The following is a 14,691-nucleotide window of genomic DNA, read 5'->3' on the forward strand; positions in this document are numbered from 1 at the left end:
ATGTGTACAACGTATTTATAGTTAGAGCTATTTTATCCGTTGTACTTCGATATATTAAATAAGTTATTGCAAACGGAAATTGCAAAAAAAGAGTTTTCAACGAGGGTTGTTACTTGATAGAGATAATCATCACTGCTGTCTGGCTCATGCTTCCTGCTTATCTTCCAAACTCCATGGCTGCTGTTTTTGGCGGTGGCCGTCCTATAGATGGTGGCATAACTATGTCTGATGGACGTCGCATGCTTGGGGATGGAAAGACATACCGAGGTCTTATTGCAGGAACGGCTTGCGGAATGTTGGTGGGCTTGTTGCAGATGTATTATCTTAGCAGGAGCAACAGTATATTTGGTGTTGAATTACCATCCTTTGGAGATGGTGCAGGTGCCCTGATTGTGATATTCACCCTTGCATTCGGTTCGCTTATGGGTGATATGTCCATGAGTTTTGTAAAACGCAGGATCGGATATAAGAGAGGAGCTCCTCTTCCTGGTGTTGACCAGCTTGATTTTGTCATGGGTGCATGGCTTCTGACATTTCTTGCTTCACCTGCCTGGTTTCTGAGCAACTTCACTTTCAGTATTGTCCTTACTGTGCTCATTGTAACACCCTTGCTGCATTTTGTGACGAACGTTATTGGTTACTTCATCGGGGTAAAGAACGAACCCTGGTAACTAAAAGAATTTAACATTTATCAAACAAATAATCTATTTAGCAATAATCGGTGATCTTATGTCTGAAGGGAATGGCAAACTTAAATTAATTGATGCGTTAAAGGAATGTGGTGCGGTAAAATTCGGAGATTTCACACTTGCTTCCGGTAAGAAGAGCAGTTATTATATTGATATCAAGAAGGCAAGTACTGATCCTAAGACCTTGAAGGTTATAGCAAAGGAAGCAGGAAGGCTCATAAAGGGCATGGATCTCTCTGCTGTTGGCGGCGTTGTTCTTGGTGGTGTGCCACTTGCAACGGCAGTTTCAATGGAGACGGATCTTCCTCTGATCCTCATTCGTAAGTCTGAGAAAGAGTATGGTACCGGTGGACGCTTTGTTGGAGATTTCCAGGAAGGTTCAAAGATATTGCTTCTTGAGGATGTGACTACCAGCGGTGGTTCTGTAAAGGATGCCATTGTGGCAATTCGTGAAGCAGGAGCTGTTGTTGACAGGGTTATCACTGTTGTTGACCGCGAGTCCGGAGCAGAAAAGAGCCTGAGTGATATTGGTGTTAAACTTGTGCCTCTTGTAAGGGCAAGTGATCTCATCTGAGGTGTTATTTGAAATATCATCAGAATGTGATCAGCACATTCGGACAAAAGACAAGTTATTTATTTCAGGAATTAGAACTCTCTGGTATTCTAATTCCTACTTATAACAAAAAAATATCTCGAATCAATCGAATACCAATGTATTACATTGACAATCTGATAAGATTTTTCTGACAAATTTTGATAATGAGGTTTAATATATGAATATACTAGTAGTTGGTGGCGGCGGAAGAGAGCATGCTATTGTGGCAGCAATTGAACGTAGCAGGCAAGACCCGTCCATCTATGCGGTGATGTCAAAAAAGAACCCTGGCATTGCTGCTCTTTGTGAGGATTTCCTCCTTGAGAAAGAGACAAACGTTGAGAAAGTTGTCGAATATGCTGTTTCTAAGAATATCGAACTTGTTGTAGTTGGTCCGGAAGCACCTCTTTCAGTGGGTCTTGCAGATGCCCTTGAAGCAGAAGGTATCAGTGTTGCAAGTCCTAAGCAGAAGGTTGCACAGCTTGAATTCGATAAGGCATGGGCACGTAACTTCATGAGGAAAAACAATATTGCAGGTTGTCCGATTTTTGATGTGTTCACAGACAAGGATGCAATGGATGCTTTTATCGATGAGCTTGGAAATGTTGCTATCAAGCCTGCCGGTCTTACAGGTGGTAAGGGTGTCAAGGTAATGGGTGACCAGTTACCTAACCTAAAGGCTGCAAAAAAGTATGCTGCAAGTCTGCTTGATATGGGAAGCGTTGTTGTTGAGGAAAACCTCGTTGGCGAGGAGTTCACACTCCAGGCTTTTGTTGACGGAAAGAATCTTGCATTTATGCCGACGGTCCAGGATCACAAGAGGGCATTTGAGAATGACCTGGGACCAAACACCGGTGGAATGGGCTCATATAATGCAGCAGGTGAGATCCTTCCATTCCTGACTGCTGAGGATGTTGAAAGTTCAAAGCAGATAATGAACGACACTATCAAAGCACTTTACAAGGAGACAGGCCAGGAGTATAAAGGTACGCTCTACGGTCAGTTCATGATCACAAAGGACGGTCCGAAGGTCATTGAGTTCAATGCACGTTTCGGTGACCCTGAGGCGATGAATGTACTGCCTCTGCTTGAGTCTGACTATGTTGATGTGCTGGCTGCAATGGCAAGCGGTACACTTGATAAGATCGATGTGAAGTTCAGCAGCAAGGCAACAGTGTGCAAGTATGCTGTTCCTGCAGGTTACCCTGATGATCCTACAAAGGACAGGGAAGTTACTGTAGGTGACATTGGTGATGCAATTCTTTTCTATTCAAGCGTTTACGAAAAAGATGGAAAAGTGTACACCACAGGTTCAAGGGCTGTTGCTGTTGTGGGCGTTGCTGATTCAATCGAAGAAGCAGAAGAGATAGCCCAGAATGCTCTGGAAAATATTTCCGGTGATCTTCATTACAGAAGTGATATCGGTAAGTCATTCCTTATCCAGAGGCGTATTGACCATATGAATAAAATACGCGGGCAGTAGTATTAATTAGTTATATAGTGAGGGTTTAAGTATGAAGCACCTGATTTCAATGGCAGACCTGACTCATGATGAGATTGTTGAGATACTCGACATGGCGGAGGACCTTAAGGAGAAACGCCTGAGGGGAAAGGTCACGGACCTGCTGAAGAATAAGAGTCTCGGTATGATCTTCGAAAAGTCATCTACACGTACCCGTGTGTCTTTTGAGGTTGCTATGTGCGACCTTGGAGGGCATGCTCTTTATCTTAACGCCAGGGATATGCAGCTTGGCAGAGGTGAGACGGTTGGTGACACTTCCGAGGTTCTTTCCAGATACCTCTATGGCATCATTGCAAGGGTCTACAGCCATGAAACGGTGAAACAACTGGCAGAGAATTCCTCTATTCCGGTTATCAATGCACTTTCGGATAAGGAGCATCCATGTCAGATACTTGCTGACCTGCTCACTATCCGCGAGTATAAGAACAGGCTCGCAGGCCTTAAATATACATGGGTTGGCGACGGAAACAATGTTTGTAATTCAGCTATTATCGGCTGCGCACTCATGGATATGGAGATGGCAGTTGCATGTCCTCCCGGATATGAGCCGGATGAGGATGTTGTTGAGCTTGCAAGGCAACTTGGAGGAGATATCACAATCACCAATGATCCGTCTGAAGCTGCAAAGGATGCAGATATTCTTTATGCCGACGTATGGGTTTCAATGGGCGATGAGGATGAGCGCGAGAAGCGTTTGAAGGACCTCGCACCATACCAGATCAATGATGAACTGGTGGAACAGGCTAAACCTGATGTCATCGTAATGCACTGTCTCCCTGCACACCGCGGTGAAGAGATCAGCGCAGAGGTTATGGATGGTCCCCATTCAGTTGTATTCGACCAGGCAGAGAACCGCCTGCACGCCCAGAAAGCTCTTCTTATGAAAATGATGGCATAATGCCACCGTTTTCACCAAACCTTTTTTAACTTTCCAAACACAAAGTTTAACTAGAAAAAGCGCTACTAACCAACGTTCACATTGCGGGAGTTGCCCAGCCTGGCCAAAGGCGCTAGGTTCAGAGCCTAGTCTCGTAGGAGTTCATGCGTTCGAATCGCATCTCCCGCACCAGATTAGTTTTAGTTGTTTCAATGTAATGTTTTTCTGTTTTCCCATACTTTTTAGTAAATACTTTATATTGATTTTACATTTAACACTATAATATAGATTTGTATGTTCATACGCGTCTCTAAGGTATATTAGCAAGACTAACTAAAATTTGGGTTGAAATCAGCAAATTTTATGTTTTGTAGATATAAATCTGGTAAATCTTCAATACCTTAATTTGAGGTTAGATTACAAAAAAGATATTCGAAGTGGGATGTATGGGTTTTATTTAGTTGTTAAATTTATTAATAATCTAGATATTAGGAGGCATTAATTATGAGTGATATCGAAAAACAATTGTGGAAAGCGGCTGATAAGCTTCGGAAAAATATTGATGCTGCAGAGTATAAGCATATAGTTCTTGGCCTGATTTTCCTGAGATATATTTCGGATGCCTTTGATGAGTTATATGATAAACTGGATAAAGGGGAAGGGGAGTATGCCGGTGCTGATCCTGAGGACAGGGACGAGTACAAAGCCGAGAACGTTTTCTTTGTACCTGTAATTGCACGCTGGTCATACTTAAAAGCAGAAGCCAAAAAACCGGAGATTGGTAAGGCTGTTGACAATGCAATGGATGTAATTGAAAAAGAGAATCCTTTGCTTCGTGGGGTTTTGCCGAAAGTTTATGCCAGAGGCAATCTCGACCCTGCTAATCTTGGAGGTCTGATCGATCTTGTGAGCAATATTGCTCTGGGGGATGCAAAAAGCAGAAGTGCCGATGTTCTGGGTCATGTTTTTGAGTATTTCCTTGGTGAGTTTGCCCTTGCAGAAGGAAAGAAAGGTGGACAGTTCTACACTCCAAGAAGTGTTGTTGAATTACTGGTCGAGATGCTTGAACCATACAATGGTCGTGTTTTTGACCCTTGTTGCGGTTCAGGCGGCATGTTCGTGCAGTCGGAGAAGTTCGTTGCCGACCATCAGGGGAAGCTGAACGATATCTCTATTTATGGGCAGGAGAGCAACCAGACAACGTGGCGGCTGGCAAAGATGAACCTTGCCATAAGAGGCATTGATAGTTCTCAGGTCAAGTGGAACAATGAAGGCTCTTTCCTCAATGATGCTCACAAAGACCTGAAGGCGGATTATGTGATAGCCAACCCGCCGTTTAATGACAGTGACTGGAGCGGTGATCTGTTACGTAAGGACGGAAGGTGGAAGTATGGTGTTCCGCCGGCCGGGAATGCAAATTATGCCTGGATACAGCATTTCCTTTATCATTTAGGCCCGAGCGGTCAGGCGGGATTTGTTCTGGCTAAGGGTTCCCTTACATCCAAATCTTCGGGTGAGGGAGATATCAGAAAAGAGCTTGTAGAAGCACGTCTGGTGGACTGTATTGTGAACCTTCCTCCAAAACTGTTCCTGAACACCCAGATTCCGGCAAGTCTCTGGTTTTTGAGCAGGAACAAGGCCAATGGTGGGTACCGAAACAGGACAGATGAGATCCTGTTCATTGATGCACGGAACATGGGACACCTGATAAACCGCAGAACCCGGGAGTTCTCATCTGAAGATATACAGGAGATTGCGAGCACCTATCATAACTGGCGAAATCCTGAAGGGGATTACGAAGACGTGAAAGGATTCTGCAATTCCGCCCCGATTGAGCGGGTGCGCGAACTGGACTATGTGCTGACTCCGGGGCGCTATGTGGGATTGCCGGACGATGAGGACGATTTTGATTTCAATGACCGGTTCACCGCCCTGAAAGCCGAGTTTGAGGAGCAGTTGAAAGAGGAAGAGAGACTTAATGCGTTGATTGCCGAGAATCTGAAAAAGGTGAAGCTGGTATGAGTGGAAATGACCTGATAATACCAGAAGAGATTCGAAGCAGGATATATACCATTCGTGGTGTTCAGGTAATGATCGACCGTGACCTTGCATCACTTTATGATGTAGAGACTAGGGTACTCAATCAGGCTGTGAAACGAAATAGTGAGCGTTTTCCCGAGGAATATTGCTTTCAGCTTAATGATGAAGAATTTTCGAATTGGAAATCACAGATTGTGATGTCCAATGAGGACAGGATGGGGTTAAGAAGGCCTCCGTATGCTTTTACTGAACAGGGTATCTCTATGCTTTCAGCGGTTTTAAGAAGCGAAACTGCCATTAAAGTAAGTATCAGGATAATAAATGCTTTTGTGTCAATGCGACGCTTCATCAGTTCAAATGCACATATCTTCCAGAGACTTGATACGCTTGAAATAAAGCAACTTGAAACAGATAAGAAGATCAATCATGTCCTGAATGCTATTGAGAGTAAGGAAATCCAGCCAAAACAGGGTATTTTCTTTGAGGGTCAGATATTCGATGCCTACAATTTCGTAGCAGACTTAATTAGAACAGCCCGAACATCAATTATAATCATTGATAACTATGTGGACGATACTGTCCTGACCCACCTCACAAAAAGAAACGATGGTGTGGATGTTACTATTTTCACAAAGACTATATCAAAACAACTGGCACTGGACCTGAAGAAGTTCAATTCCCAATATCCACCTATTGAGATCAGGAAGTTCAAAAATTCCCATGATCGTTTTATGATTATCGACGACAAAACAGTCTACCATTTCGGTGCTTCCCTGAAAGACCTCGGTAAGAAATGGTTCGCCTTCTCAAAAATGGATTTCGAAGCAGTTGAGATGCTCACAAGACTGGAGGGGATGAAGTGACGGGTGAGTGGAAGGAAACTGAAATTGGCCGTATTCCATCTGAATGGAATTATGGTTGTTTATTAGATATTGCTTCGAGAGACAAAAAATCAATTATTTCAGGGCCATTTGGTTCCAATATAAGCAGGAAATATTTTGTAGACGAAGGTGTGCCAGTAATAAGAGGTAACAATCTTTCTTTGGATATTGGTCAGCCGTTTATTGATAATGAATTTGTTTATGTGACTGAAGAGAAAGCGGAGGAACTAAATACATGGGCAAAAGTCGATGATTTGGTTTTCACTGCGGCAGGCACTATTGGTCAAGTGGGGATAATTGGACATAGACAAAAATATGAAACTTATATTATTTCTAACAAACAACTCAGAGCTACAGTTGATTCTTCAAAGATGCTTCCGATTTTCGCTTATTATTGGTTTGCATCGAATTTCATGCAAAGATGGATTGAAAATTGTAATACTGGCTCAACAATTCCATTGATTAATTTAACTGTGCTTAAATCCCTCCCTGTTCCAATTCCCCCTCTCCCCGAACAACGTGCCATCGCCTCAGTCCTTTCCAGCCTCGACGACAAGATTGACTTACTCCACCGCCAGAACAAGACTCTTGAAACGATGGCGGAAACTCTTTTCAGGCAGTGGTTTGTGGAGGAAGTGGATGAGGAGTGGGAGGAAGGCACACTGGGTGATGTTATTGAGCTTATTTATGGTAAAGGTTTGAAAAAGGAAATAAGAACAGGTACAGGCTATCCAGTAATTGGTTCAAGTGGTGTTGTTGGTTATCACTCAGAATTCTTGGTTGAAGGCCCTGGAATTGTCATTGGAAGAAAAGGCACTCTTGGGAAAGTTATTTACTTGTGGAATAACTTTTTCCCGATCGACACCACATACTATGTTAAATCTAAAGTTGAATCTGCTGGATTGTTATATGAGTACTTCTTATTAAAAACACTCAATTTTGAAGAAATGAATTCAGATTCAGCAGTTCCTGGTTTAAATAGAGACCTCGCTTTGTCTACAGAAATCAGAATTGCACCTTTAGATAGATTAAAGAAGTTCAATCAATTTTGCTCACCATTTATAGATAAATTAAGAGAAAATACAAAGCAAATCCACACCCTCGAAAAACTGCGGGATACGCTGCTGCCTAAACTGATGAGTGGTAAAGTGAGGATGGAATTTTAAGGATGAGTGGGGAGTAGGGATGACTACAACTAAAATCACCGAATCCGAAATAGAGAACTTCGCCATCGAGCTTCTTGAACGTCAGGGCTATCGGTACATCTATGCGCCGGACATTGCCTCGGATAGTGACACTCCCGAAAGGAGCAGTTTTGAGGATGTTTTATTATTAGAGCGTCTGCGAACGGCTGTTGGTCGGATAAATCCGGGCGTACCGGCAGATGCGAGGGAGGATGCTATCAGGCAGCTTCAGCGACTGAACTCTCCGGAGCTCATTTCTAACAACGAGGCATTTCACAGGATGCTTACGGAAGGTGTAAATGTAAGTTACCAGAAAGATGGGATTAACAGGGGTGATCTGGTCTGGCTGGTCGATTTTAAAAATCCTGAAAATAATGATTTCCTTGTTACCAATCAATTTACTGTTATTGAGAACGATGTGAAAAAGCGTCCTGATATCATTCTTTTTGTAAACGGTCTGCCTCTGGTGGTTATTGAACTCAAGAACCCTGCTGATGAGAATGCAACCGTAAAATCTGCATTCAAACAACTGCAGACCTATAAACAAACTATTCCCTCCCTTTTTGCATATAATGGTTTCATGGTCATCTCCGATGGGCTGGAAGCAAAATCCGGTTCCCTTTCCGCTGGTTTCAGCCGCTTTATGGCATGGAAAAGTTCAGATGGCAACGTTGAAGCCTCGCCACCCATCGGACAACTTGAAACACTCATTAACGGAATGCTTGAGAAAACTACTCTTTTAGACCTTATCCGGCATTTCATCGTATTTGAAAAATCGAAAAAAGAAGACTCTGCTACCGGCATCATTACCATCCAGACCGTAAAGAAGCTCGCCACATATCATCAATACTATGCAGTTAACCGGGCCGTGGAATCAACACTCAGGGCATCGGGTTTTATTGTAAAGGGAAAAACGGACTGGGATACTCTGGGCATACATCACGAGAGTCCCGAAAGTTATGGTCTTCCGGGAGTGGAAAAACAACCTGTAGGAGATCGCAAAGGTGGCGTTATCTGGCACACCCAGGGAAGTGGCAAATCCCTTTCCATGGTATTTTACACAGGAAAGATCGTATTGGCAATGGACAACCCAACGCTGGTAGTAATTACTGACAGGAACGACCTCGATGATCAGCTTTTTGACACATTTGCCGCTTCAAAGCAACTCCTCAGGCAGGAACCTGTACAGGCAGAAAACAGAAATCATTTAAAAGAACTCCTAAATGTTGCATCCGGTGGAATAGTATTTACTACTATCCAGAAATTCCAGCCTGAAGAAGGCAACGTTTACCCGAAACTCTCAAACAGGGAAAACATCATTGTAATAGCTGACGAAGCACACCGTACACAATATGGTTTCAAGGCAAAACATGTCGATGTCAAAGATGATAAAGGAAATGTAATCGGTAAAAAAATCGTTTACGGTTTTGCGAAATATACACGTGATGCTCTGCCCAATGCAACATTCCTCGGTTTTACCGGTACACCAATAGAAAAATCAGATGTGAACACACCTGCTGTTTTTGGAAATTATGTTGATATTTATGATATCTCGCAATCAGTTGAAGACGGTGCCACGGTAAAGATCTATTATGAGAGCAGGCTGGCAAAAATCGCTCTTAGCACCAAAGGAAAAAGACTTGTCGCTGAACTGGATGAAGAGCTGGAAAAGGAAGACCTTGCAGAAACCCAGAAAACCAAGGCAAAATGGACTCAACTTGAAGCCTTAATTGGCAGTGAAACCCGGGTAAAGAAGATTGCTCAGGACATTGTGACCCACTTCGAACAGCGACAGGAAGTTTTCGAAGGGAAGGGGCTAATCGTTACAATGTCACGAAGAATAGCTGCTGACCTCTATGATGAGATAATCAGGATAAAACCGCAGTGGCACAATGACGACCTTCGAAAAGGAGCGATCAAGGTAGTAATGACCTCCGCATCATCCGATGGTCCCAAAATATCAAAACATCATACAACAAAAGATCAAAGAAGGGCTCTGGCAGAACGAATGAAAGACCCGGAAGACGAATTAAAACTTGTAATCGTCCGGGACATGTGGCTAACGGGTTTTGATGTTCCATGTCTCCATACCATGTACATCGACAAACCAATGAAAGGCCATACCCTCATGCAGGCGATTGCACGTGTGAACCGGGTCTATAAAGACAAGCCCGGAAGCCTGATAGTTGATTATCTGGGAATAGCCTCTGACCTGAAAGAAGCCTTATCCTTCTATTCAGACAACGGAGGCAAGGGTGATCCTGCTGTTCTTCAGGAGAAAGCAGTTCAGTTAATGCTTGAAAAACTAGAAATCGTATCCCAGATGTTTTACGGATTTATCTATGATGATTACTTTGCCGCGGACACTTCCAGAAAGCTGTCAATAATACTTGAAGCAGAAGAACATATTCTGGGTCTTGAAAATGGAAAGAAAAGATACATTGATGAAGTAACGGCTTTATCAAAAGCATTTTCTCTGGCTATCCCACACGAACAGGCAATGGATGTAAAGGATGAGATATCCTTCTATCAGGCAGTAAAAGCCAGACTCGTTAAATTTGATAGCACTGGAACAGGTAAAACAGACGAGGAAATTGAAACTGCAATCAGGCAAGTTATTGATAAGGCTCTTGTTACCGAACAGGTAATAGATGTATTTGATGCAGCCGGAATTAAAAAACCGGATATTTCCATATTGTCAGAAGATTTCCTTTTAGAAGTCCAGAACATGGAACATAAAAATCTGGCACTGGAAGTCCTGAAAAAGTTGCTCAATGATGAGATTAGAGCCCGTGCAAGGAAAAACCTTGTTCAGAGCAGATCCCTAATGGAAATGCTGGAAAATTCCATCGTCAGATATCATAACAAGGTCTTAACTGCGGCTGAGGTCATTGAGGAATTAATCAAACTAAGTAAAGATATCAGGCGTATGGATAAAGAGCCTCAGGAAATGGATATGTCTGATTTTGAATATGCTTTTTACACAGCAATTGCAGACAACGACAGTGCCAGAGAAGTAATGCAAAAAGATCAATTACGTGAGTTAGCCGTTGTTTTATTTGAAAAGGTAAAACAAAATACGTCTATTGACTGGACAATAAAGGAAAGTGCCAGAGCTAAACTAAAGGTTATTGTAAAAAGAACATTAAGGCAATATGGATATCCTCCTGACATGCAGGCACTTGCTACAGAAACAGTACTCAAGCAGGCGGAATTGATAGCTGATGAAATAACAAAGAGTTCTTAAACGGTAAACTCGTCCACATAGTGGCGTGCCTTGAAAAACCTTTTTTATTTCTATCAAGTATGAAAGTAGTCATCATAAACAGAAGTCCACTTAAAGAAGGAAACACAGCAGCAATGCGGAGCTAAACAGCCATGAATGAGAACAACCTTTCCGGCAACCAGTCAGATTTCATCCTCTACACCTCAAATGACGGAGACGTTAAGGTAGAGGTTGTATTGCAGGACGAGAATATCTGGATGACACAGAAGTCAATGGGTGAGCTTTTTGGTAAGGATCGAAGTGTTATTACCAAACACATCGGGAACATTTTCAGCAGTGGGGAACTAGATGAAGAAAGCAACGTGCAAAAAATGCACTTTGCATATTCTGATAAGCCTGTAAAATTATACAACCTTGATGTCATCATATCAGTTGGCTACCGTGTCAACAGTTTTCAGGCAACCCAATTCAGAATTTGGGCTACCCATATCCTGAAGGAGTACATCATCAAAGGGTTCGTAATGGATGATGAACGGCTCAAACAGGGGAAGCAGGTTTTTGGAAAGGACTATTTCGAAGAACTTCTTGAGCGTATCAGGGAGATTCGTGCAAGCGAGAGGCGGTTCTACCAGAAGATCACCGACATATATGCCCTCTCTGCAGATTATAACAAAAATGCACCGCAAACAAAGGAATTTTTTGCCACGGTACAGAACAAGCTCCATTGGGCGATCACCGGAAAACAGCCGCTGAAATCATTTATGACTCTGCTGACGCAACAAAGTTACACATGGGCCTGACAAACTGGAAACAGGCACCCGACGGGAAGATACTGAAATCTGACGTCACAGCTGCCAAGAACTACCTGGGGGATGCTCATATCAGGGAACTCAATCGGCTGGTCTCTGCCTATCTCGACCTCGCGGAAAACCGTGCACAGCGCCAGATACTAATGAAAATGCAGGACTGGAGTAAATTCCTGCATAACTTCCTGGAACTGTCCAGCTATCCGATATTGAAAGACAAAGGCAGGGTCAGTGCACTGGAAGCAAAACTGAAAGCTGAACAGGAATATGAAGAATACCGGGTAACACAGGATACTACTTACATCTCCGACTTTGACAGAGAGGTCCGACGTATCATGGAGAGTAAGGATGAGTACAACTAAGCTCATTGAGTCCAAAATCACTTATAACAACTTGCAATATTCATCTAGGGATAATTAATTTAAAATCACAAAAAGAGGAACCAACCATGAAAGTAGTCGCGATAAACGGAAGTCCACGTAAAGAAGGAAACACAGCAGCAATGCTGAAAAGACTTACATCCAAGCTGGAAGCTGAAGGTATAGAAACTGAAACCATCAATATTGGTGGGAAGAAGGTTCATGGATGTACAGCATGTATGAAATGTTTTGAGAAAAAGAACGATCTGTGTATTTTTGATGATGACCCAATAAACGAGTGTATCACTAAAATGAAGGATGCTGACGGAATTGTGATCGGTTCACCAACTTATTTTGCTGATGTGACAACCGAGACCAAAGCGCTCATTGACCGTGCAGGGTATGTATCTCTTGCAAACGGTGGTTTTTTTGCAAGGAAAGCCGGTGCAGCAGTTGTAGCAGTTCGCAGGGCAGGCGCAGTAGCTGCTTATGATTCCATCAATCACCTGTTTGGAATTACCAGCATGGTAACCGTGGGTTCATCTTACTGGAACCTTGGTATCGGACTTCATCCGGGAGACGTCAATGAGGATGAAGAGGGTATGCATACAATGGACAACCTGGCATCTAATATGGCATGGTTGCTGAATAAAATCAATGCAGATTAAGTATGAGTTGAAATTAACATAAATTAAAATTAACAAGAAAACAAACTTGAAGTTCAAATAGAAAATATAATGGAATCCGGCCCTATGGCTTAAATTCCTTCACCTTCACTTTATCATCAACAATTTCGATGTATTCAAGGTCTTTTTTGTCTCCGAATCCCCAGCTTCCCGTATTTGCAACCTTGTTCCTGTCATCAACATAAGCCAGGTGGGTGTGACCATATATCAGGTATTGTTCTGGTCGTACATTCAAAAGGAAATGTCTTGTCTTTGCAGCAGCAAGTTCCATTATTGGCTCGATTACGTTGTGTCTGTGATAATTCCTTATTCTCTTCTCCGGTGGTTCCATCATTGACTGGAGTGCGGATTTTGGTTCACTTGGGAATCTCTTCAGAGTATCCCAGAATGAACGCTTGGATTGTATCTCTTCCCACACCATTTCAGCTGCATTGCCGGCATCATCACCTGCAAGACACATGTGCTCGCTGAAAGCCTCGTAAGTTTTCATGGACTTGTAGTATGGGTTGCACAAAACTTCCAGCTGGTATCCGTGGAAGAAGAAAAACTCCTGATTTATATCCTTGATAACTTCGTGCTTCTTCACTTTGAACGGAAAGTTGTCTTTCAGAACCTCACTCATGCGAAGCAGATAGAAATCATGGTTACCAACAACGTAATGAACCTCAGTTTCATCCAGCATGTCGTTTAATATGCTAAGTGACTTAGAGCATTCCATCACTGCTTTTGTGAAATCCCTTCTCCATATATCGACTATATCTCCAAGGAGCACAAGGTGATCAATTCTCCTGTGCCTTATATACTCGATAAAATCAATGAAATCCTTTTCTTTTGCTCCCCTCATACCCAAGTGTACATCCGAAACAGCTACTATTGACATAAATACTCCCCCCTTTCAATTTGACTTTCTTTGTGAGATTTGTTTGCTCTCTGATTTCAATATGTTATTTGGTTGCTAATCAATTTAAAACTATTTTTCCCTGATAAATAAATGTTCTGAAGCAAAATCGGTGTACAGTCATTTCAGTTGTCGTATATTCCGTCACCGGTAATCATGCTTCCTTCTGCTGAAATCCATCCGTTCTGCATTCCGTTCATTCTGACATTTACAGTATCCTGAAATGTATCGAATCTCCATCCGCCGGTCCACCATTCATTTGTGCCTGTAAGCTCAATACTTATCTCCACATCTGTCAGTTCAGATGTATTGTATTGTGCGAGTATGAGGCTTTCATATTCATAGTATTCAGGATCTATGTACTCAGGTGGAGGTACCATATTTACAGGTTCCGTTATTCTCAGGTTGTACTTTGGTATCAATACTGATTCATTCCCAAGAGGATATTTTGTATCGATACTCTGTTTTACTGTGATTCCGACGGTAAACTTAATGGGCCTGAGCACAGGAGTTTCTTCCGAATATTCATTTGACTCGTTAATGGTATCTTTCTTTGAAACTTCCTGATCTTCAGATATGGGTTTCGGTAATGAATGATAAGTTGGAACTATTTTTTTGTTGCTTAGTTCAAGCATTGTTCCATGTTGTGTATTAACAAGACTGAAATTCCATTCGGGACTGTTATTGTAAAAATCTTTGGACATCATTTGTTGTCCCACAATGGATTCATTCTCTGATACTGGCACAGGAAGGTAAAATGTTGCATTATGCAGAGTTTTATTCGCTTTTATGGTAATCTCATAATTATAACTGCTCGTGTATGTTTCCTCTTTCTTATCTGTACTTTCCAGGTATATTATGGTCATTACTATAGAAAAGACTACCAGCACAGCAAATATGATTGATATGAATATTAAAAACTTGCCAA

General features: G+C 42.3%; 11 protein-coding genes, 1 tRNA gene and 1 pseudogene. 11 read left to right on the forward strand and 2 right to left on the reverse strand.

The features are described 5' to 3' along the window. Positions 1 to 122 precede the first annotated feature (122 nt). From J2746_RS07665 to J2746_RS07715, 11 genes and pseudogenes are all read left to right on the forward strand, one after another. Entirely contained in the window at positions 123 to 671 is a 549-nt protein-coding gene (locus J2746_RS07665) for a CDP-2,3-bis-(O-geranylgeranyl)-sn-glycerol synthase (RefSeq protein WP_342451824.1), read from the forward strand. A gap of 58 nt (positions 672 to 729) precedes the next feature. Next, complete coding sequence (gene pyrE, locus J2746_RS07670; protein ID WP_209618678.1) at positions 730 to 1,263, forward strand: orotate phosphoribosyltransferase; 534 nt, start codon at positions 730 to 732, stop codon at positions 1,261 to 1,263. A 199-nt stretch (positions 1,264 to 1,462) separates the two neighbouring features. Beyond that, the gene (gene purD / locus J2746_RS07675; protein ID WP_209618680.1) at positions 1,463 to 2,767 is read left to right on the forward strand and encodes a phosphoribosylamine--glycine ligase; all 1,305 of its coding nucleotides are present in this window, start codon (positions 1,463 to 1,465) and stop codon (positions 2,765 to 2,767) included. Between the two features lie 31 nt (positions 2,768 to 2,798). Next, complete coding sequence (argF, locus tag J2746_RS07680; protein WP_209618682.1) at positions 2,799 to 3,704, forward strand: ornithine carbamoyltransferase; 906 nt, start codon at positions 2,799 to 2,801, stop codon at positions 3,702 to 3,704. Between the two features lie 83 nt (positions 3,705 to 3,787). Then, positions 3,788 to 3,875, forward strand: a tRNA-Leu gene (locus J2746_RS07685). 312 nt (positions 3,876 to 4,187) lie between these two features. Then, on the forward strand, positions 4,188 to 5,705 hold the full coding sequence (locus J2746_RS07690) for a type I restriction-modification system subunit M (RefSeq protein ID WP_209618685.1): 1,518 nt from the start codon (positions 4,188 to 4,190) through the stop codon (positions 5,703 to 5,705). Beyond that, positions 5,702 to 6,586: an ORF6N domain-containing protein gene (locus J2746_RS07695; RefSeq protein ID WP_209618688.1), complete on the forward strand. Its 885-nt coding sequence runs from the start codon at positions 5,702 to 5,704 to the stop codon at positions 6,584 to 6,586. Before J2746_RS07690 ends, J2746_RS07695 begins: the two co-directional genes overlap by 4 nt. After that, positions 6,583 to 7,770, forward strand: coding sequence for a restriction endonuclease subunit S (locus J2746_RS14965; protein ID WP_342451818.1), 1,188 nt, complete (start codon positions 6,583 to 6,585; stop codon positions 7,768 to 7,770). Before J2746_RS07695 ends, J2746_RS14965 begins: the two co-directional genes overlap by 4 nt. Before the next feature lie 19 nt (positions 7,771 to 7,789). Beyond that, positions 7,790 to 11,035 carry a type I restriction endonuclease subunit R gene (locus tag J2746_RS07705; RefSeq protein ID WP_209618693.1) on the forward strand — a complete coding sequence of 1,082 codons (3,246 nt, stop codon included), beginning with the start codon at positions 7,790 to 7,792 and terminating at the stop codon, positions 11,033 to 11,035. Between the two features lie 131 nt (positions 11,036 to 11,166). Beyond that, positions 11,167 to 12,182, forward strand: a pseudogene (gene rhuM, locus J2746_RS07710) (RhuM family protein). A gap of 86 nt (positions 12,183 to 12,268) precedes the next feature. Continuing rightward, a complete protein-coding gene (locus J2746_RS07715; protein WP_209618694.1) occupies positions 12,269 to 12,847 on the forward strand; it encodes a flavodoxin family protein in 579 nt (192 codons plus the stop codon). Between the two features lie 82 nt (positions 12,848 to 12,929). Here the strand turns inward: J2746_RS07715 and J2746_RS07720 are convergent, their stop codons facing one another. Next, positions 12,930 to 13,745 carry a UDP-2,3-diacylglucosamine diphosphatase gene (locus tag J2746_RS07720; protein WP_209618697.1) on the reverse strand — a complete coding sequence of 272 codons (816 nt, stop codon included), beginning with the start codon at positions 13,743 to 13,745 and terminating at the stop codon, positions 12,930 to 12,932. Between the two features lie 143 nt (positions 13,746 to 13,888). Continuing rightward, a complete protein-coding gene (locus tag J2746_RS07725) occupies positions 13,889 to 14,653 on the reverse strand; it encodes a hypothetical protein (RefSeq protein ID WP_209618699.1) in 765 nt (254 codons plus the stop codon). Positions 14,654 to 14,691: the final 38 nt, after the last annotated feature.

The organism is Methanolobus bombayensis (assembly GCF_017873415.1).
Lineage (GTDB): Archaea > Halobacteriota > Methanosarcinia > Methanosarcinales > Methanosarcinaceae > Methanolobus > Methanolobus bombayensis.

Coding starts and splice junctions, on each gene's coding strand:
- pyrE (WP_209618678.1), top strand. CDS start 730: ATGTCTGAAGGGAATGGCAAACTTAAATTAATTGATGCGTTAAAGGAA.
- purD (WP_209618680.1), top strand. CDS start 1,463: ATGAATATACTAGTAGTTGGTGGCGGCGGAAGAGAGCATGCTATTGTG.
- argF (WP_209618682.1), top strand. CDS start 2,799: ATGAAGCACCTGATTTCAATGGCAGACCTGACTCATGATGAGATTGTT.
- J2746_RS07690 (WP_209618685.1), top strand. CDS start 4,188: ATGAGTGATATCGAAAAACAATTGTGGAAAGCGGCTGATAAGCTTCGG.
- J2746_RS07695 (WP_209618688.1), top strand. CDS start 5,702: ATGAGTGGAAATGACCTGATAATACCAGAAGAGATTCGAAGCAGGATA.
- J2746_RS07705 (WP_209618693.1), top strand. CDS start 7,790: ATGACTACAACTAAAATCACCGAATCCGAAATAGAGAACTTCGCCATC.
- J2746_RS07715 (WP_209618694.1), top strand. CDS start 12,269: ATGAAAGTAGTCGCGATAAACGGAAGTCCACGTAAAGAAGGAAACACA.
- J2746_RS07720 (WP_209618697.1), bottom strand. CDS start 13,745: ATGTCAATAGTAGCTGTTTCGGATGTACACTTGGGTATGAGGGGAGCA.